Raw genomic sequence first — 18,971 nt, 5'->3', positions numbered from 1 at the left:
CATAAAATAGTAATTTGACTCTTTTACCATTATGGATAAAATTATGTATACACTATACGAAATTTAAAAGGACATGATACCATGATTACAGAAGAAACTTATATTGATGATCCATATTTTGAAATTGGCAGAAAGCTTTTATTAATTCTCAAAACAGGTCAAATATTAATGGAAAGTGCTGCCGATACAAGTCGTATAGCACGAACGATGAAAAGAGTATCTGCGTTTATGATGATTCCCCAAAAGGCACTGCACATTCATATAACTTATACTACAATAATGATCAGCATCAGTGATGGAAATCACTCTATAACAAAATTCCAAAAATGCCTGCGCCATTCTATTGATATGAAAAAAATATCAGCATTAAGTAAATTATCCTGGACAGCAATGGAAAAAAATTATTCGCTTGATGAATATGAAGCCAATTTAAAAAAAATAGCAGAATCTCATAAAGAATATATCTCTACATTTGTTGCAATTGGTGCCGGTTTTGCATGTGGCGGCTTTTGTAAACTATTTGGCTGTGACTGGGTAGCCTTCTTTTATACAGCATTCTGTGCTATGATCGGTTTCAGGATACGTTTTCTATGCAATAACTGCAATATCAACCCTTATGCTTCTATTGCTATTTCGTCTTTTGCTGCTACCACCCTTGCTTATCTGACACATTTACTTCCCGGTTCACTTACTCCATGGCATCCACTTTTAGCCTGTTCTTTATTTATTGTTCCTGGTATTCCTCTGATAAATGCTGTCGACGATTTACTTGATAATTACATTGTTTCTGGAATGACCCGCGCCATAAACACTATATTAATGGTAGGCAGTATGAGTTTCGGCATTGTTTTAGCTATAAAAATCTGCTATGTAACTGATTTTACTATGATAAATACTCGCCCAAACAGCTCTTTTCTTGTCTACGCAGTAGCAGCTGCTATTGCTGCTGTGGGATTTTCTACAATATTTAATGTTCCCAGAAGACTTTTATGGGTGGTCGCACTTGGTGGAATTATTTCCGTATGTACTAGAAATTTTGTTAATTTTAATTTAGATATGGGACTGCCTATGGGCTCTTTTATAGGCGCGATGCTTGTAAGTTGTCTATCAATAAAAGTAGTACATTACGTCCATACACCGATTCATGTAATAACCCTGCCCTCTGTTATTCCCATGATTCCCGGTGTGCTTATGTATCGCCTTATGTTCGGTTTTATAAACATAAGCACAATGGATATTGCTTCTTTTATGCAGCTATTTCAAAGTGGCGTTATCGCAAGTCTTACTATTCTAGCTATAGCAGTAGGAATAGCTATTCCTAATATATTTGCTAGGGGCTATCTTGGTCACAGTAAAAAAGAACATTTTAAACAGCTTCTGCAAAAAAGAAAAGGCATGTGTTTTAAAAAATCCACTGTATAACTTTTTTAATATCATATAATAATTTTAATAAATAATTAAGTAATAAATATAATTTATGCATATATATTAAGTAAATAAATGTTTCGTAAAATAAAAAAAAGGGTTTTATCCATTTCACACGAATAATAAATACTTTGTATAAATATTTATTATCTATAATTTTTAAGGATGGTGTTGTAATGGATATACTTAACAACTTAGTTTCACAAATCAATGGCATATTATGGAGTTATATACTCATAATATTACTCATAGGTGCAGGTCTTATATTTACAATAAGAACTAATTTTGTTCAAATACGTTATTTCACAGAAATGTTCCGTCTAATAACGGATAGTGTTGGTACCAAGACTGAAGGCCACAGTATTTCATCGTTCCAGGCATTTTGCGTAAGCACCGCCTCCCGTGTTGGTGTAGGAAATATTGCTGGTATTGCTATTGCTATTGTCACCGGCGGCCCGGGGGCTATCTTCTGGATGTGGATAATTGCCCTTTTGGGGGCAGCTACCGGTTTTATAGAAAGCACCCTGGCACAGATATATAAAGTTCCCCGCCAGGATGGCAAAGGCGGTTTCTTAGGCGGTCCAGCATATTATATAAGAAATGCCCTTCATGCTCCACATACAGCAATATTTTTTGCTATTCTTATAAGTATTACTTATGGACTTATTTTTAATTCAGTACAAGCTAACACCATATCATTATCACTGCAGACTGCTTTTGGCTTTGATAAGACAATCACCGGTATTGTAATTGGCCTCATTTCTGCTTTAATGGTCTTTGGCGGAATGTCCAGAATTGCTAAAATAACTGAATACATGGTTCCCATAATGGCTGGTATATACATATTGGTTGCCCTTGGAATCTGCATTTATAATTTTGCTAAACTTCCGCTCATTTTCACTATTATCTTCAAAAGTGCCTGGGGAATGGACCAAGTTATTGGCGGCGGACTTGGCGCTGCTATAATGACAGGTATAAAGCGCGGTCTTTTCTCCAATGAAGCCGGTATGGGATCTGTTCCTAATGCCGCAGCAACTGCCGATGCTGAACATCCAGCAAAACAAGGTCTTATCCAGGCTTTTGGTGTATTTGTTGACACTTTATTCATCTGCTCCGCTTCAGCATTTATTATACTTATTACAGGAGATTATTCCACTGTCGGGCTGACCGGTGTGCAATTAGTACAACATGATCTATCTCTGTATTTTGGTAATGCGGCCTTAAGTGCAATGGCTATCATTGTATTTCTCTTTGCTTTTACTTCTATTATTGGCAATTACTATTACGGTGAAATAAATATAAAACATCTTTCTGATAATCCTGTTTATCTAAATCTCTTTCGCATCTTAGTAATACTAATGGTATTTTTTGGTTCTATTGCTAAGCTCAGCCTGGTGTGGAACCTGGCCGATTTATTTATGGCCTTTATGGCAATAACTAATATAATTGCAATACTACGACTTTCCAAACAAGCTTGTATCACTTTAAATGATTATACAAAACAAAAAAAAGCTGGCATAAAGACGCCTGTCTTTGATGCCAGTATTCTTCCCAAACAAGATGGTATTGTATGGTGGAAAAACAATAAATAAAATTTTATAAAAAACAAAGGTAGTATCAATTTAACTTTTTGTTGATATTACCTTTGTTTTTTATTATATAATTTTTGACCAAACATTCATATCTTCAAATTGTCCACAGATATCACAATTTTTTATCAGCTGACCGCAATATTCATATTCCTGGTTATAAAACACTTTATTTATTCCTATGGAACATGCTCTAGCAATTGTATATATTGTCCGCAGGCCCTTCTGTTTTGCTTCCTGTTCCAATGCCTTTATTATGTTAGCCATGAGGCCCTTTCCGCCATAATCTTTAAGTGTTGCACAATCAGTAAGTTCCGCATTTTTATCGGTCATATTTATATCCAGTGACGCCGCACTTACTATATTACCTTTATAACGAACCACTTTAAAAATATAGTCCTTGTGCAGCATCTTTTTAAAATAATCTGGATCATTTATTGGTGTTGGATAAGTTTTAAATATTTTACTATAAAGTTCTGTCAATTCTTTTATATCATTTCTGGCCACACTATCTATAGAAAAATCCTGTCCCAAAGGTTTTAATTTACTTTTAGGATGACTTATAACAGTCTGCAATATTTTCTTATGCAGTATATAATTTTCTGCTTTAAATCTATCTGCCGCTAAAAACAATGACATATGAAAACCATCTTCACCATCATAAAAAGCCGGATGAAGTGCTTCTAAAACAAAACTTTTAACAAAAAATTTTTTCCAGTCATCACTTTTAGCTATAAGCAAAATTTTTTCCAATTTATATTTTTGGGCTGTGCGATAAAGTTCCCGGCATAAGATATCATAGTCACTACAGCGATACTTTACCACTTTTAACCGCCTGTTTATAAAATCTACTAACAGCTTTACTTCCAACTGTTGAGATGATTTTTCTATATAAAAATTTTTATTTACTACCGCATTCATCTGCATAAAAATCTCCCCAAATTAAAAATTACTACGACGGTTACGGCGATTATTATCGTTGGGAACCAGGCTTCTCTTTTTCTCACAAAATAATTTTTCTAAACCTGTTTTACGTAAATCAGCTGATTTTTCACCGCAAATCCCACAATGATGGCAATGTGTTTCTTTGTTTTTAGGTTCATCATAAGTAGTTATGATTCCTTCATAATTTCTTAATATTACCTTACTTTCCGACATTGAAATAAGATATTGCGGTCCTACAGGTATTTTTCCGCCGCCGCCTGGTGCATCAATCACATATGTTGGTACTGCAAATCCCGAAGTATGCCCCCGCAGCATTTCCATTATTTCAATTCCTTTAGAAACCGGCGTTCTAAAATGCTCTATGCCATTAGATAGATCACACTGATACATATAATAAGGACGAACTCGTATCTGCACTAATTTTTGTACCAGCTTTTTCATTATATAAGGACAATCATTTATCCCTTTTAATAAAACAGTTTGATTCCCCACAGGAATTCCTGCATTTGCCAACTTTTCACATGCCTTCCTAGTTTCAGGTGTTATTTCTTTAGGATGGTTAAAATGTGTATTTATCCATATAGGATGATATTTCTTGAGCATATTACAAAGATCATCTGTTATTCGCTGCGGCATGACTACTGGCGTCCTGGTACCAAATCTTATTACTTCCACATGATCAATTTTACGCAGCCGCTGTAAAATATTTTCTAAATATTCATCGTTTAGGACAAATGGATCTCCTCCTGAAATTAATACATCTCTTATTTCTTCATGTTCACGTATATATTCAATGGCAGCTAAAGTTTCTTTTATAGAACGTGGTTCATCTGTCGTACCAGCATAACGCCTTCTCGTACAATGACGGCAATACATAGAACACTGGTTAGTAACCAAAAAAAGAACCCTGTCAGGATAACGATGTGTTATACCCGGAACAGGTGAATCAGTATCTTCAGACAACGGGTCATCTAAATCATAAACAGAATGGGAAAGTTCCTTTGCTGATGGCACCGCTTGTTTTCTTATCGGACATTCGGGGTCATCTGCATCTATTAATGATGCATAATAAGGCGTTATTGCCATTCGCAGACTTTTTAAACAATTTTGTACACCTTTTGTTTCATTATTTGTCAAATTAATATGTTTTTTCAGATTTTCCAAAGTCATTATACGATTTTTTAATTGCCAATGCCAGTCATTCCATTTTTTCTGATCTTCAACCGATATTGGGTGATTGGACTTTATTTCCAGAGTTAGGCTCATTATATCATCCTTTCCTGTCCCAAAGTTTATTAACTAACAATTTAATTTTATATCAAAGTTGTTAGTATGTCAAATTTACACTTAGTATATTACCTTTTCAAACTATTAGTTTACACAAAAAAACTCTTTTCCGCAAAATGATACAAACCTTATTATCATTAAGCTTAAAAGAGTTTTTTATTATAAAATCAACTTATTTTAATACTTTTTATTAAAAAATATTTATTCCCCCATAACAGCTACTTTACATATTCTTTTTCTGGGACGATTTTGATCCCAATCAATAAAATAGTAATAACCTGTTACCTGATTTATCTGTATAATCCCATTTTCTATTGCACTAGTTACACTTTCTCCCACTAAAGAAGCTTTTAAATGAGCTTCGGTATTTAACAATGACCGGCGGTCAGGAACCAGTGATTTTTCACAATCCTTTTCCCCAAAAGCCACATGCTGAGGACCGGGATGATAATATTGATTTTCCGTCAGACAGCGTGGAATTATTTTTTCTAAAATATTATTAAAATCCACTTGCAAATATTCATCACCACAATAATTAAGATCATGGGAATATTCTTCATATATAACTGAACATGTAGTATGTGTTGATGTTATCACTACTATGCCATTTTTTATTTTGCTTTTCTGGACTATCTCACGTACCTGCTTTGTTATTTCATGGTATGACACTCTGTTTCCATTTGATAATACTTCAATTGTTTCTATATATGCAGCCATTTTTGTTCCCCTTTTATTTAATTAATAATTTTGCTTATCGCATCAAGCATTTCTTTTACCATTTTTTTAGGATTATCTGCACACACTATACCACTGGTACAACCTGTACCATCTGCACCATTTTTTATTGTTTCGTATACATCTTCTCCAGTGCTTATACCTGCCGCCTGCATTATAAGTATATCCTTGTTTATACTTTTTATGGCTTCATTGGTTTGTTTTATATATGATTTATCACTTACTTTACCCGTCCCTATAAGCTCTGTTGGTTCACACAATAAAATATCAGGTGCCATCATCGCTATTGCTTTAGCCTCTTCCACAGAATCAGCACAAACAACTGTATATAAACCTAATTTCTTTGCCATTTTGACATCTTTTACGAGATCAGCCATTTTCAAGGGATTTTCTGCATGATTCAAAAAAACTGCCTGTGCACCGGCTGCTTTCAAAGCCTCTGGAATTATATGACCCATCCCTCGTCCGGGAGTCAATGGCTCCATATGCTGAGCTGTAACTATAAGGTTTTTTGTATGTTCAGCAATATTTCTTAAATCTACAAATGGTACAGTAAAAAAAACATCAAAGTTTCTTTTTTCTGCTTCTTTATCTGCTTCCAACGCCAGTTCCAGTAATTTATCTCCATATAAATATGATTTTGGATTTACCATAAAAAACGGTATTCTTATTTTTTTCATTCTGCCACATCCTTTATATTTTCTGCGTATGGAAAACTTTGTAATAATTTTCCAGCGTATTTTTGATGCCATTTTCTAATAATTTTTTTGCTGCAAAATAATCATCATAATCATTATTCTGTAAATTTTTATAAGCATTTACTACAAAATCTGTATATATATTTATCTTGGCAATACCATTCAAAGCACATTTCTCTAAATTACTGTCACCAGAAGAAGAACCACCATGTAATACCAGCGGAATTTTTACAGCTTCAGACAGCTCTTTTAATCTTGCAAAATTTATCTTGGGTGTTCCTTTATAAAGACCATGCGCTGTGCCTATCGAAACCGCCAGGCTGTCTATTCCACTCTGCTCAGACATCTGCCTTGCTTCTTCTGCTGTAGTATAAATACTATCATCATCTACATCTGTTTCTCCCTGTCCGACATTAACACCTGTTCCAACATGGCCTATTTCTGCTTCCACTACTACATTATGCTTATGGGCAAAATCTGCTACTTCTTTTGTCATTTCTATATTTTTTTTAATACCTTTTTGCGAAGCATCGATCATAACAGATGTAAAACCTGCTTCAATGGCTTTTTTTATAAAATCAATATCCATACCATGATCTAAATGCAGTGCTACTGGTACTTTTACTTTTTCTATATAAAATTTCCCCAGCAGTGCCGCTTCTTCTATACTCTGATATGCCCTATGTGCCTGCGCATAGGATAAGATCAGCGGCAATCCATATTTTTCAGCTACTTCAAGTTGTGCTTTGCCTGTTATTTGATCGACAAAATTGACTGATGGTATGGCAAAGCCCTTTTTCTTAGCTTCTTTGAGCATTTTCCTCGTTGATACCAGCATTTTTATTACCCCTTTTTTCCAACGTATAATTATTAGTCAATGTATTAACTTACCTGCAATATGATATCTATCCGTCAGCTATTGCCCATAATGGTTAAATACTTCCACTGCTTCAATTATCTGCTTTTCAGTAAGTTGGGCTATATCTGCCGTTACAGCTCTGGCTGCTAAATATGTTTTGGCTGCTTCTTCCAAATAAACACACGCACAAAGAGCTTGTTTTAAATCAATTCCCACAGATATTACTCCATGATTTTTTAATATTACTGCCAATTTGTCACCAATATTTTTTACTGTTTCCTTTCCCATTTGTATATTAGCAGCAGAACTGAACGGACAGACTTTAACACTGCCTTTCACCGCATTTGCAAGAGTAGTAAGAATACATGGCAGTTCATCCGCAATAAGTCCAACTGCTGTGGCATAAGGCTGATGAGTATGAATAACCGCATTTACCTTCGGCATATTGCTGTATATATATATTAATGCTAATGTATCCACCGAAGGACGTCTTTTGCCCTCCAATATTTTTCCATTGATATCCGCTACTAAAATATCTTTTTCTGTAAGTTCTTCATATATCATCCCAGAAGGAGTCAATAAAATTTCACCGGTCGGCATACGACAGCTTATATTTCCCCCTGAAAGGGCAATTAATCCATATCTGTCTATTTTTATGCCAGTCTCAATAATTTTTCTTTTTTCTTGTTCAAACAATTTTTCTCCCCCATTTATATATACTGATTATTAGCAATACTCTTTAATGACCGCGGATGTATTTTATATTCTAAATTAATTATATATTCATATAATTCTTTACTATCATTAAAACCATTTGCATTTATCCAAAATCTTCCCTTTCCTAGTAATGGTTTATTTATCCTGATAAACATATTTCTAGAATATCTTGCTTCTCTTACTTTAAAATACTTTATTTTGTCATATCTATATTTTTGGAACCGTCCCATAAACCCAAATAAGATATACTTATCTGTTATTATGACCTGGTCAGGATAACTACTTGTAAAAAAAGTGTTATAAATCGTATATAAACACACTATTCCTAACAATCCGCAAAATATAATATATTCATTATAAATATATGCAGTTACTGTCAATATAATTAATCCGCCCAATGAAATTATACAGGGGAACATAATTTGAAAAATAAATTCTCTTTTAGAACAATTATATTTTTTCATGCTGTCACATACCCGAATTGTCAATTGCACCATGTATTTTCTTTGCTTCTTTTATTATCCTTTTTCTATTCATCACTGCCATTATAACAGCTACCACGGTTAGTGCTCCCACTCCTATAATGCCAATATCATTTAAGTGAACAATAGCCCATGTAAGAGGATTGGCTCCATCACATATACTGGAGATTGCCATGGCTCCTTCCGGCATTTTAAACTTAGCATTTACCGCTGCTGTAGTTATCAATGGTGATAAGTTAGTCGCTATCAGCAGCCCTGCCGCAATTGTTAATATACCTGTTACCAACGCTCTGAATCCATTACCGTTTACCATAGGAATTATCAAAACAAACATAAATGGAATAACCGCCAGATCCGCAAATGGTAAAACTCTATTTCCCGGAAGGATCACTGCCATAAAAACTGTCAGGGGAACTAAAATAAGCGAAACTGCTAACGTTATTGGGTGCCCTATTCCTATTGCCGAATCAAGGCCAATATATATTTTTCCTCTGTTTTTGAATCGTTTTTCAATAAATTCAGAAGCTGCATCAGATATCGGCAATAATCCTTCCATAAGCATAGCTGCCATCTTAGGTATTAATACCAGCACACCACCAAGAGTTATTCCTAAAGTGAGCACCGGCCCTATTTCATAGCCGGCCACTATCCCAATAATCAATCCTAATACCGTTCCTACTAAAATAGGTTCGCCAAAAACACCAAATCTATCTTGTATTTTATTAAGATCTATATTTATATCTCTGATACCAGGAATTAAATCTATAACCTTATTAATTATCAGTGCTATTGGCACATATGCTCCACTAAAACCATGCGGCAGAGAAATTCCTGTTAATCCATTAGTTTTTTCCAATGCCGGTGCCGTGTAATCAGCAATTACCATTATTATTATCATATTCAACACAGCTGCTACAATTCCCAATATCTGACTTCCTGTTATTATTGCGACTAATGCTCCGGTAAAGGCAAAATGCCAATAATCCCATATATCTACATCCACAGTTTGTGTTGTATTAGTCAAGAGCATAATAATATTTATAATCAAGCATAAAGGAATTATCACCGTGCCTATCGTTGAAGCAAAAGCTATTGCTGCTGCTGCCGGCCAGCCAACATCAATTACTGATAAACTCAGCCCATATCTTTCCACCATTTGCTGTGCTGCCGGTCCCAAGTTTGAACTCATCATCCCTATTACTAAATTCAGTCCAATAAATCCTATACCTACAGTCAACCCTGCCCTTATTGCTTTTCCTATACCCGTTTTTAATATAACTCCCAAAACGAATATTATTATTGGCATCATTACAGACGGACCTAATCCCTGTATAAATTTAAAACCAGCCAGTATATTATCCATTCATTCCCACCTCTTTGATGATTTTTATTATTATTTTCTCAACTCTGCCAAAATTTGTTCAACCACAGCATCCAGACCTCGTCCTGTTAAAAAAGGAATTCCCATAATAAACGGACATTTTACATCAGATACGGTTGTAGTTGCTACACATAGATCAAAACCTGATGACTTTGACGGCACTTCTGCCACTTTGCATTGTGATAATTCATATTTTCCCTTCATTCCATTATCATCCAATATTTTTTTCATCTTATTCAGTACCGCCGTAGATGTACATACACCTGCTCCACATGCTACAAGAATTTTTTTCATAATTTCTTTCCTACTTTCCTAAAATATTTTTAAATTTATTTAATAATTCTATTTTTGATTCACTTTTTATCAGACTTTTCAATATACCTTTTTTTTGGAACGCAGTCATCAATGTCTGTAAAAATTCCACCTGTCCATGAGCTGTTTTAATTGCCAGCATAAATACTATTTCTACATTTATTTTTGTGTCCGGCATTCCCATTTCACGAAAAACCAATGGTTTTTTTAAAACAGCAATGCTTATTGCCGGCAAATTGACATGTTGTACATCAGTATGCGGAATAGCTATACCAGCTTCATCAAACTGCAGTCCCGTACAAAACTTTTTTTCCCGTTCCAGCACAGCACCTATAAAACTTTTCTTCACCACTCCCTCCTTATTAAAATTAACAGCCATTTTCTTAATTGCATCCATATCACTTTCAGCATCTAAATCTATAAACAAATTATTTAAGCTTATATTCATATTCAATAATTGACTATTGGGGGATATCATTTAACCCCTCCTGACTTTTGTATTATTTTACTGCTTGAGTTCAGCAAGCAATGTTTCAAATTTAGGTGATTTGATCAGATTTTCACTACTTTTGCCTTCTATGAAATTATCATATATCTTTTTGAATATATGTTCCCATACACTATGAAGATTTTGTGGTATCCCCAGCAAAAACACTATTTGGACTCTTTCCTTGTTCCAAATTATAGGTTTCTTCAATACAGCTACTGCTATAGACGGTTTTTCCATATTATTTTCTAAAGGATGCGGAATAGCTATTAAATTAGAAAATTCTGTTGATGCCATTTTTTCTCTGGCAAAAATAGATTTTTTTACATGTTCATCAATATAACCTGTTTTTATCATTTCATCAGCTATTTTTTCTATTACTGTTTCTGCCGATAACGCCTTAAACTCTGAAAAGAATAATCTTTTTTTAAAAAAGTCATCATAATTTACAATATTTTTTTCTGCTGCGTTATTTATTTTTTTACCTGTTTTTATAAGATCATATTCTGTCATTATAGGTTCAACACGTATTATCTTTGCTGATTTAATATGATTTATCGGCACTGTGGTAAATATAAAGTCGGTATTATTTATAATTCCATCATTAAGTTCATAACAGCTCATTACTTTTTTTATCTTTAATATGCTGCCAAACCTCCGTTGTAATTTACTTTTCAGTAAAAGTGCAGTAGAAAGACCTGTGCCGCAGACAATTATGGCCGTTTTGCCCATATCTTTGTAAAGTTTATTACGTTCCATTGCCGCTCCAAAATGAATGGCAAGAAAACCTATTTCATTTTCATTAGTTTTTACATTTTCCTCCCGTTCCATTATTTCACTGGCCATTACTGCCATATCAAATGCCAGCGGATAATTATTTTTTATTGATTTTAATATATCGTTTCTTATGTTCATATTAAAACGCAGCCGACTTATTGCTGCTATAAGATGTATGGTTATTCCTGAAAGCAGCTCTTCATCGCCTGATAAATCAATTCCTATATTTTTTTTAATCTTATATAAAATATTGCCGATCAATTTCTTAAAGTTATTTCTGCTTTTAGATGATTCTATAAACTTTTGACTGGCTATAAAATGCTGCGTCAAATAATATATTTCATTATTAATATCTATTCCCAGCTGTTCTTCTACTATATTAAGAATCTCTGCCGCTGGAACAAAATATACTGATTTTTTTAGTTTATTGCGCTCTTCCCCAGTATATTCAACTGTATTTTCCCGTCCAGCCCGCCGCATTGTAATAATAATATGGACAAGTAAATTCTTAAAAGCAATATCAGTCAAATGTATATTATGTTTCAAAATTATTTTCAGTAAAATATGTTTTACCAGCTCGATTTCCTGTTTAGGAAATATGTCATTAAAAAACTTGTTGTTTGATAAATTCAACAGATCATCACGATTAAAAACATATTCAGATATGCAATACCGTATCTGTGCTTCATCACCATTTATTTTTATACCGTTTTTTCTATCAGTTGTAAGTTTTAAATTAAATCTGGCAACACTTTTCTTTATATCCCCAAGATATTTTTTCAATGTAGATAAACTGATAAATAATTCATCAGAAAGATCTTCCTGTCTCACTACCTTATTATGCAGTGAATTCAGCAAAATTCTGGCAATAATAAACGATATCCGATCATTATAATCAGCAGGAACTATATTTGTCCCCTTATAAGCTTTGGAACTATTAAGCGAATAGTCATCTACAAACTTTTCATATTTTTTCTCATTATCTATTAATAGAGCATATCCACTGCCAGTTTTAGAAACTATATGAACACCCCTTCCTTCTAAAAATTCGGCAGTCTCCCTCATATCACTCCTTATGGTACGACTACTCACACCTATCAAGTCAGCCAGGTATTTTCCTGTCATAATTTTGTTATTCTCATTAAATAATTTTAATATCTGCAAAATTCTCTTATTTTGAATAACCATTTATTTATCCTCCGTTATTTTTATTATATAAATATTATTCTGACAATTCCAGTTATGAAATTTCCTAAATTGCGGAAATAAGTGATTTTTTATTATACACAAAAAAACCCACAAAGAAAACTCCTGTGGGATAAAATAAATAAACAAAAACTTTTTTAGACATACTTGTAAAATTAATTTTTTTACATAAACCATCTCTCTTAGTATGATAATAACTAATCTAATATATCATTCCCGCCAGTTTTTCCTATATTTTCCCGGTGTCATCCCCACAATATTATTAAATACTACTTGAAAATAATTGGAATTATTATACCCGCATTTTAAAGCTATTTCTGTTACCGTTAGATCTGTAGAAATTAATAAATTCTGCGCCTCGGCAATTCGTTTATTTATAATATATTTCATTGGTGTCTGTCCTATGAATTTTTTAAATGTATGTGACAGGTAGTATATATTTATTTTTAGGGCAGCAGCTATACTTGTCAGATTTATTTCTTCCAAATAATGGCTGTCTATATATTCTTTTATTCTTAATCCAATGTTATATTTTTCTTTTTCTGTCCCCGACTTAACATCTTTCATACAATTATTAATCACTATTAAAACAGCTTTCATAATATATTGTGCCGCTTCATCAATATTATAATTTATTCCATTTTTTAGCAAATACTCCAAAATCATGACAATTTTTTGTACCCAAAAAGTCATTTCAGTGTTTGATATAATTGGTGACTGATTTTCGTTAATAAAACAATTTCTTTTATATCCTTTTATATGCATATTTTTAATTCCTATTATATAAAAATCTATTTTCTTATTCTTTTTAACTGAAATACTATATAGTACACTTGTGTTTATTAAAATAATATCATTTTTCTTTATGCTGTATATTTTCCCACCAATTGAACAGTTACCCACACCATTTTTTATAATTATAATTTCAGCACCATCGTTATGCAGACGCTTTTTAGATATTATATCTACCTTGCTGCAAAGCTTACAAAAATATAATAGTTGTGGATTTGTATTCCATTCAAAAATTTTCTTATTTATTTTAGAAAAAAAATATTTCAACATCAAAACTCCTCCTGATATATTTCAATAATTTAATCTGAATATTATTATAAGTTTAATAAAAAGCAATATTATGAAGTTTTATACATATTAAACTAAAAACATAGCAATATTTTAAAGATAAGTTATATTTTTTCATCTTATACTGAGTATTAGAAGATAAGTTGTTGAGTATATTAAGGAAATATATTAATCAAAATATAATCAAAATTATTATTATAATATCAAATAAGTTAACAAAAAACCAGCTTATCTTCTTAATTATTATTTTTATCAGATAATTTAATTAATTTTTATTAACTAAATATATAAAAAAATTTATTAGGAAGTGTTAAAATGCTAAAATGGTTTTTGACAGGACCAAACCTGCCGCGTATAAGTGATAAAAATCTTATACAAAAAATGTATCACAGCTCTCGGCTCCAAGCCGTTTCTTCAATGATAATCGGCTATGGTATGTATTATGTTATGAGAATGACTTTAGGTGTAGCTAAAGAACCTATGATCAATGCCGGTTTTACTCCAACCGAACTTGGGCAAATCGGTGCAGGGATGCTTATTGCTATAGCTGTAGGGAAATGCGCCAATGGATTTATTGCCGATTACTGCAATATTAAGAAAATCGTTCCCCTAGGATTATTAGGTGCAGCCATAGTCAATGCTACACTGGGCTTTTCCAATTCTTATTGGATATTTTTGATATTATGGTTCATAAACGGTTGTTTTCAATCTATGGGATCAGCTCCCTGTATAGTTTCTCTATCCCAATGGTTTTCCAAAAGTCAGCTGGCAACTTACTATGGTGTTTTCAGTATAGCCCATTATGTCGGCGAAGGAGCGACTTATCTTGGTACTGCTATGATAATTGTTGCTTTTGGCTGGCATGCTGCATTTTATATTCCTGGAGTTGCCTGTATTGTCCTTGCCTTTATTATGTACCGATTCATGAAAGATCGTCCTGAAACTTATGGACTGCCTTCTGCTAACGAATTTGAACAGGAAGTAATCCAAGAAAAAAAAGAACAAACCGTTTCTACACATGAAGCGCAGTTGATGGTACTAAAAAATCCCTATGTCTGGCTTTTAGTTGCCGCAGCAATATGTCTAGGAATTTCACGTTATTCAATAAGCAGCTGGGGTGTCATTTTTTTACAGGAATCCAAAGGATTCGATCTTGTAACTGCTGGCAGTATAATGTCACTTTCTCCTATTCTGGGTGGTATAGGTTCATTTTTTTCCGGCATAATTTCCGATAAAATTTTTCAATCACATCATTCTATTACTACCATAGTATTTGGTTTAATTATGCTTTTGGGTATTGCTGGTGTATGTTTTGTTCCAAGCGGCCAGCCTTTCCTAACAGCTATGTTTATTTCTATTTTTGGTTTTGGTTTAGGTGTCATATTATGTTTTGTTGGTGGATTACTCGCAGTCGATCTGTGTCCACGAAAAGCTACAGGGGCAGCTATGGGAGCCATTGGCCTATTCGGTTATGGCGGAGCAGCCCTTCAAGATATAGTAAATGGTATTTTAATGGATGCCGCCAAAGTAGTTACCAATGGTCACGTCATTTATCATTTTGAAACAATAACAACTTTCTGGATTGCTTCAGTGGCAGTAATGACTGCATTAATTATTCCTACATTATGGGCTAAAAAAATAAAAAATTCCTGATTATTATGTAAGCAAATTTTAATAATATTAAAAAAAAATTAATAAATACTTAACTAAACATAAGATTAATATAAATATAATAAATAACTGTATAAAAAATATTTTATCTTATTTTAGGGGGAGTAAAAATTTGCTTGCAAAAAAATTATTAAGTTATATTATTTTAATGGGGTTAGTTTTCAATTTTACGGCATCTACACATGTTTATGCCTCAAGTCCAAGTAATTCTGATAATCAGAAAAATGTTTCCAGTGCTGATATTTTATCTTTAGAAAAAAAAGTAGAAGAACTAACACAAAGGCTGAATACTTTGGAAAATCAACTACAAGAAAAAAAATCCATCAAAAAAATTTCATCAAAACAAAACAACGACCATAAAATGATTTGGTCAGGTTCCACTAAAAATGGCTATATGTATGATGAAACAGGCAGCGGAAAAGTAAAATCTGAAGTCAAGCTTTTTGGTGATACCAATATTGACGATGGATACCATGTTAGACTGGGTTTAAAATTTAAATCCACGACCTCAGAACCATCGGCTTCATCATATCCATCAGAAAAAAATAAGATAAAACTTGAAGCTGCCAATATCAGTAAAAATTTTACCAAAAATTTAAAACTCACAGTTGGTACACAAAAAGTTGAAGTTGGGGAAGGGCTTTGGCTTGATAAGGGTGGTATTAACGCTTTTAAGTTAAATTATAATTTATCCCCTAATGATAAATTACAAGCTGTTTATGGTCGTAATTCCCAGGATTACTTAGTCAATGATACTAATAAATTGACTGATCCGCCATCACGTACCCGTCTACTGAAATTATTAGATTACAAACATAACTTCAACAAAAAAGCTTATGCTGGTATATATCTTGGCGCCCAGCAGCCTGAAAAATATATTGGCTTTTACGGTAAAACACCTTTAAGCGGAAAATGGAGTATTTCCGGTGAATATGTGATCAATACCAATAAAAACAAACCCGAACAAGCTGTAACTGAAAATAAAATACATCTGGATAAAAAATACACCAGTACAGCAAAAATCGGTTACGGTTATGATTATACAGGGGCTAATGATACTACCAGAGGCTATGTTTTAGGATTACATTATGGAAAAGCCAAAAAAACCGGTGACTTTGCCACCAGTCTTGAATTTATAAATGTAGACCAAAATACATTCATGGATAATAATTATACCGACTGGGATGACTATATTGATTCCAGAGGGTTTAAAGGTGTTGGCCTGATCTTTAATTACGCTGTCAGCAAAGCATCAAAACTATCATTATCACGCTATTGGGCACATACAAAACCTGATAAAAATAATGTAGATGATGATGGTAATTCTGCTGCTAAAGAAAATTACAATACCGTATATCTAAAACTAACAACCAAATTTTAGCAATATCTAACCTAGGAGCTGATACATTAATGTGCATAAAAAAGAAACACTTTCTGTCGATATTATTTGTCTCTTTCATCTGTCTGTTACAGGCAAGCAATATAGTTTTTGCCAACCATCATACTAAACAGCCTGTAAATCAGTCTGCCCCTGTCCTAAAAATTGACCGCAGTGATATTTATCAGCTCCCACGCAACTTCAGGATGAGTACAGATAAGTTTCAGGGGCTGACCAAAGACGGCATTATGCCTACACACCGTGGACTCGGCAAACTGCGTGAATCAGGCAGTAGCACCTTCTCTGAAAAAGAGTTTGAAAAAATATTAGCTACTGTACCTGTTTCACCTAATCAATTCTATGATATTGACCTTCGCGGTGAATCACACGGATATTTGAACGGAACTAATGTAAGTTGGTTTTCTGACCATGATTGGGGAAATGATGGACGAAGTCAATACATCATCGAACATATAGAAAAAGACCTGCTACAAAAAACTCTGCATGATTCACCTGTAAAAATATATAGATTTGACGATAAAAAAAATATACTGCTTTCCCCAATAACTATGCAGGTAAATTCAGTACGCACAGAAGAAGAAATGGTACACCAGCATCATGCTCATTACTTCCGTTTAGCTTTAATGGATCATTTTCGTCCCGACGATCAGGCTGTAGATAAATTCCTTAAATTTTATAAAACCCTGCCTCCCAATGCCTGGTTGCATTTCCATTGTTATGCTGGAATGGGACGCACAACAATATTCATGGTAATGGATGACATTTTAAAAAATGCTTCTGATGTAAGTTTCCATGATATAGTAAAACGCCAGGGACTTATTGGTATTGTTGACTTAAGCAATATTCCTGATAAAAAAAAGAACTGGGGACGTAAAGCATATTTTGAACGTTATCAATTTGTCAGACATTTTTATGACTATGTAAAAGCCAATCCTGATTTAAAACTTCCATGGAGTACCTGGGCTAAAAAACATGAATATGAAACATATACACCTGATTATGCTGGATATATATGGTCTTTGGACGCTGCTGATAAGAAAAAACTTCCACGTAATTTCAGGACATCACAATCTCCATATAATGCTCCTAATCCTAAATATAATCTGGATAAAGATTATATTCCTACCCGCAAGGGACTTGATACACTGAATATCTCCGGCAGCGCTCAATTTTCCGTAGAAGAATTTAAAACCATGCTGAAAAAATTAAGAACTTTAACCAGCGGTCCTATTTATGATATTGACTTAAGGCAGGAATCTCATGGCTTTTTCAATAATAATGCTGTAAGCTGGTATGGTTACCATGACTGGGGAAACTATGGAAAAACGAAAAAACAAGTCATAAAAGACGAAAACAAACGTATTGCTGATGCCCTCCACAAAACTTTAATTATTTCCCCGTTAAACAAACAGAAATTGGCAGCAGCACCTGAAAAAAAATATATAAAAACAGCGTTTACTGAAAAGGAACTTGCCCAAAAAGAAGGTGTCAACTATTTAAGAATTACAGCTACTGATCATATCTGGCCGTCTTCGGAATGCGTAGACCAATTTATTAATTTTTCCAAAACACTTCCAGCTGATGCCTGGCTGCATTTTCATTGTCATGCTGGTGTAGGACGGACAACTGCTTATATGGCTATGTATGATATAATGAAAAATCCTTCTGTTTCCTTAAAAGATATACTTTACAGACAACATTTAATTGGCGGTAATTATGTTGCTTACACTGTAGAAAATCCTAAAAAAGGTATTTGGAAAGCAGATTATTATAATGATAAAGCCAGAATGATAAAACTCTTTTACAAATATGTACAGGAAAACTATAAAAACAATTATAAATTAAGCTGGACAAACTGGCTGCAGCAAAACGATAAATAATATCTCTTTATAACTAAACCGCACTTATTATTGAAAAATAA

The 18,971-nt window shown here is 33.4% G+C and carries 17 protein-coding genes; 5 read left to right on the top strand and 12 right to left on the bottom strand.

Annotated elements, in window-relative coordinates:
- Positions 1–81 precede the first annotated feature (81 nt).
- Together I6760_RS05975 and I6760_RS05970 are read left to right on the top strand one after the other, a co-directional pair.
- On the top strand, positions 82–1,422 hold the full coding sequence (locus I6760_RS05975) for a threonine/serine exporter family protein (protein ID WP_196593546.1): 1,341 nt from the start codon (positions 82–84) through the stop codon (positions 1,420–1,422).
- A 179-nt stretch (positions 1,423–1,601) separates the two neighbouring features.
- Positions 1,602–3,017 carry an alanine/glycine:cation symporter family protein gene (locus I6760_RS05970; RefSeq protein ID WP_196593545.1) on the top strand — a complete coding sequence of 472 codons (1,416 nt, stop codon included), beginning with the start codon at positions 1,602–1,604 and terminating at the stop codon, positions 3,015–3,017.
- A gap of 63 nt (positions 3,018–3,080) precedes the next feature.
- On the opposite strand, the gene ablB is transcribed toward I6760_RS05970, so the two are convergent.
- The 12 genes from ablB to I6760_RS05915 all read right to left on the bottom strand — a co-directional run bounded on the left by ablB (position 3,081) and on the right by I6760_RS05915 (position 13,962).
- Positions 3,081–3,941: a putative beta-lysine N-acetyltransferase gene (ablB, locus tag I6760_RS05965; protein ID WP_196593544.1), complete on the bottom strand. Its 861-nt coding sequence runs from the start codon at positions 3,939–3,941 to the stop codon at positions 3,081–3,083.
- A gap of 15 nt (positions 3,942–3,956) precedes the next feature.
- Complete coding sequence (kamA, locus tag I6760_RS05960) at positions 3,957–5,225, bottom strand: lysine 2,3-aminomutase (RefSeq protein ID WP_196593543.1); 1,269 nt, start codon at positions 5,223–5,225, stop codon at positions 3,957–3,959.
- A gap of 222 nt (positions 5,226–5,447) precedes the next feature.
- Positions 5,448–5,963, bottom strand: coding sequence for a YjbQ family protein (locus I6760_RS05955; RefSeq protein ID WP_196593542.1), 516 nt, complete (start codon positions 5,961–5,963; stop codon positions 5,448–5,450).
- Positions 5,964–5,980: 17 nt separating this feature from the next.
- On the bottom strand, positions 5,981–6,661 hold the full coding sequence (locus tag I6760_RS05950; RefSeq protein ID WP_196593541.1) for a triose-phosphate isomerase: 681 nt from the start codon (positions 6,659–6,661) through the stop codon (positions 5,981–5,983).
- Positions 6,662–6,674: 13 nt separating this feature from the next.
- The gene (locus tag I6760_RS05945; protein ID WP_196593540.1) at positions 6,675–7,517 is read right to left on the bottom strand and encodes a class II fructose-bisphosphate aldolase; all 843 of its coding nucleotides are present in this window, start codon (positions 7,515–7,517) and stop codon (positions 6,675–6,677) included.
- Between the two features lie 78 nt (positions 7,518–7,595).
- Positions 7,596–8,234 carry a class II aldolase/adducin family protein gene (locus tag I6760_RS05940; protein WP_196593539.1) on the bottom strand — a complete coding sequence of 213 codons (639 nt, stop codon included), beginning with the start codon at positions 8,232–8,234 and terminating at the stop codon, positions 7,596–7,598.
- A gap of 14 nt (positions 8,235–8,248) precedes the next feature.
- Positions 8,249–8,485 (bottom strand): hypothetical protein, encoded by a 237-nt coding sequence (locus tag I6760_RS12705; protein WP_231036115.1) that lies wholly within the window; start codon positions 8,483–8,485, stop codon positions 8,249–8,251.
- A 238-nt stretch (positions 8,486–8,723) separates the two neighbouring features.
- Complete coding sequence (locus I6760_RS05935; protein WP_196593538.1) at positions 8,724–10,100, bottom strand: PTS galactitol transporter subunit IIC; 1,377 nt, start codon at positions 10,098–10,100, stop codon at positions 8,724–8,726.
- Between the two features lie 30 nt (positions 10,101–10,130).
- Positions 10,131–10,412: a PTS sugar transporter subunit IIB gene (locus I6760_RS05930; protein ID WP_196593537.1), complete on the bottom strand. Its 282-nt coding sequence runs from the start codon at positions 10,410–10,412 to the stop codon at positions 10,131–10,133.
- Positions 10,413–10,422: 10 nt separating this feature from the next.
- Positions 10,423–10,908: a PTS sugar transporter subunit IIA gene (locus I6760_RS05925; RefSeq protein ID WP_196593536.1), complete on the bottom strand. Its 486-nt coding sequence runs from the start codon at positions 10,906–10,908 to the stop codon at positions 10,423–10,425.
- Positions 10,909–10,935: 27 nt separating this feature from the next.
- Positions 10,936–12,882 carry a BglG family transcription antiterminator gene (locus tag I6760_RS05920; protein WP_196593535.1) on the bottom strand — a complete coding sequence of 649 codons (1,947 nt, stop codon included), beginning with the start codon at positions 12,880–12,882 and terminating at the stop codon, positions 10,936–10,938.
- Between the two features lie 228 nt (positions 12,883–13,110).
- Positions 13,111–13,962, bottom strand: coding sequence for an AraC family transcriptional regulator (locus I6760_RS05915; RefSeq protein ID WP_196593534.1), 852 nt, complete (start codon positions 13,960–13,962; stop codon positions 13,111–13,113).
- Positions 13,963–14,295: 333 nt separating this feature from the next.
- Here I6760_RS05915 and I6760_RS05910 point away from each other — a divergent pair, with 333 nt between their 5' ends.
- From I6760_RS05910 to I6760_RS05900, 3 genes are all read left to right on the top strand, one after another.
- Positions 14,296–15,633, top strand: a complete 1,338-nt coding sequence (locus I6760_RS05910) for an MFS transporter (protein WP_196593533.1) — start codon at positions 14,296–14,298, stop codon at positions 15,631–15,633.
- 130 nt (positions 15,634–15,763) lie between these two features.
- Positions 15,764–17,032, top strand: coding sequence for a hypothetical protein (locus I6760_RS05905; protein WP_196593532.1), 1,269 nt, complete (start codon positions 15,764–15,766; stop codon positions 17,030–17,032).
- A gap of 29 nt (positions 17,033–17,061) precedes the next feature.
- Positions 17,062–18,930 carry a phosphatase domain-containing putative toxin gene (locus I6760_RS05900; RefSeq protein ID WP_196593531.1) on the top strand — a complete coding sequence of 623 codons (1,869 nt, stop codon included), beginning with the start codon at positions 17,062–17,064 and terminating at the stop codon, positions 18,928–18,930.
- The last annotated feature ends 41 nt before the right edge of the window (positions 18,931–18,971 follow it).

This window comes from Pectinatus sottacetonis (assembly GCF_015732155.1).
Taxonomy (GTDB): Bacteria; Bacillota; Negativicutes; order Selenomonadales; family Selenomonadaceae; genus Pectinatus; species Pectinatus sottacetonis.
This window is presented reverse-complemented; position numbering and strand designations above follow the sequence as displayed.

Bases quoted from the DNA above. Each gene is read 5' to 3' on its own strand.
- I6760_RS05925 (WP_196593536.1), bottom strand. From the start codon at position 10,908: ATGATATCCCCCAATAGTCAATTATTGAATATGAATATAAGCTTAAAT.
- I6760_RS05955 (WP_196593542.1), bottom strand. From the start codon at position 5,963: ATGGCTGCATATATAGAAACAATTGAAGTATTATCAAATGGAAACAGA.
- I6760_RS05970 (WP_196593545.1), top strand. From the start codon at position 1,602: ATGGATATACTTAACAACTTAGTTTCACAAATCAATGGCATATTATGG.
- I6760_RS05910 (WP_196593533.1), top strand. From the start codon at position 14,296: ATGCTAAAATGGTTTTTGACAGGACCAAACCTGCCGCGTATAAGTGAT.
- I6760_RS05935 (WP_196593538.1), bottom strand. From the start codon at position 10,100: ATGGATAATATACTGGCTGGTTTTAAATTTATACAGGGATTAGGTCCG.
- I6760_RS05950 (WP_196593541.1), bottom strand. From the start codon at position 6,661: ATGAAAAAAATAAGAATACCGTTTTTTATGGTAAATCCAAAATCATAT.
- I6760_RS05945 (WP_196593540.1), bottom strand. From the start codon at position 7,517: ATGCTGGTATCAACGAGGAAAATGCTCAAAGAAGCTAAGAAAAAGGGC.
- kamA (WP_196593543.1), bottom strand. From the start codon at position 5,225: ATGAGCCTAACTCTGGAAATAAAGTCCAATCACCCAATATCGGTTGAA.
- I6760_RS12705 (WP_231036115.1), bottom strand. From the start codon at position 8,485: ATGGGACGGTTCCAAAAATATAGATATGACAAAATAAAGTATTTTAAA.
- I6760_RS05915 (WP_196593534.1), bottom strand. From the start codon at position 13,962: ATGTTGAAATATTTTTTTTCTAAAATAAATAAGAAAATTTTTGAATGG.
- I6760_RS05900 (WP_196593531.1), top strand. From the start codon at position 17,062: ATGTGCATAAAAAAGAAACACTTTCTGTCGATATTATTTGTCTCTTTC.
- ablB (WP_196593544.1), bottom strand. From the start codon at position 3,941: ATGCAGATGAATGCGGTAGTAAATAAAAATTTTTATATAGAAAAATCA.
- I6760_RS05975 (WP_196593546.1), top strand. From the start codon at position 82: ATGATTACAGAAGAAACTTATATTGATGATCCATATTTTGAAATTGGC.
- I6760_RS05920 (WP_196593535.1), bottom strand. From the start codon at position 12,882: ATGGTTATTCAAAATAAGAGAATTTTGCAGATATTAAAATTATTTAAT.
- I6760_RS05930 (WP_196593537.1), bottom strand. From the start codon at position 10,412: ATGAAAAAAATTCTTGTAGCATGTGGAGCAGGTGTATGTACATCTACG.